1 tRNA gene and 1 rRNA gene are annotated in these 352 nt (G+C 47.2%); both read right to left on the bottom strand.

Features of this window, described 5'->3' with window-relative positions:
• Positions 1-18: 18 nt before the first annotated feature.
• A tRNA-Ile gene (locus tag AB669_RS21330) sits at positions 19-93 on the bottom strand.
• Between the two features lie 184 nt (positions 94-277).
• Positions 278-352: ribosomal RNA gene (locus AB669_RS21325) — 16S ribosomal RNA — on the bottom strand; the annotation flags it as partial.

Here is a 352-nt window from a genome sequence, read left to right as displayed (position 1 = left end):
CCAGGATCATTGTTGTTGTAGTCCCGTCCAGATTTGAACTGGAGACCCCTACATTATCAGTGTAGTGCTCTAACCAGGCTGAGCTACGGGACTGTGGCTTTTGGTTCGGCGTATATTGCGGTTAGTATATTACCGCTACCGCTCCATTTGCTTTACCTAGCTTTCGTTCCGATGTCCCAATCACTGATTGGACAACCGTCATTTCTTCTGGGTGTTTCTTTTGTTTCTCTTTTTTTGAAATATCATGTTGCGAAGCGAGCAGGTGATCCTACTCCAGAAAGGAGGTATTCCAGCCGCACCTTCCGGTACGGCTACCTTGTTACGACTTAGCCCCAGTTATCGGTTTTACCCT

Source organism: Pedobacter sp. BMA, from assembly GCF_001027745.1.
Classification (GTDB): domain Bacteria; phylum Bacteroidota; class Bacteroidia; order Sphingobacteriales; family Sphingobacteriaceae; genus Pedobacter.
The sequence above is the reverse complement of the archived record's forward strand: the minus strand, read 5'-3'. Positions and strand labels throughout refer to the sequence as shown.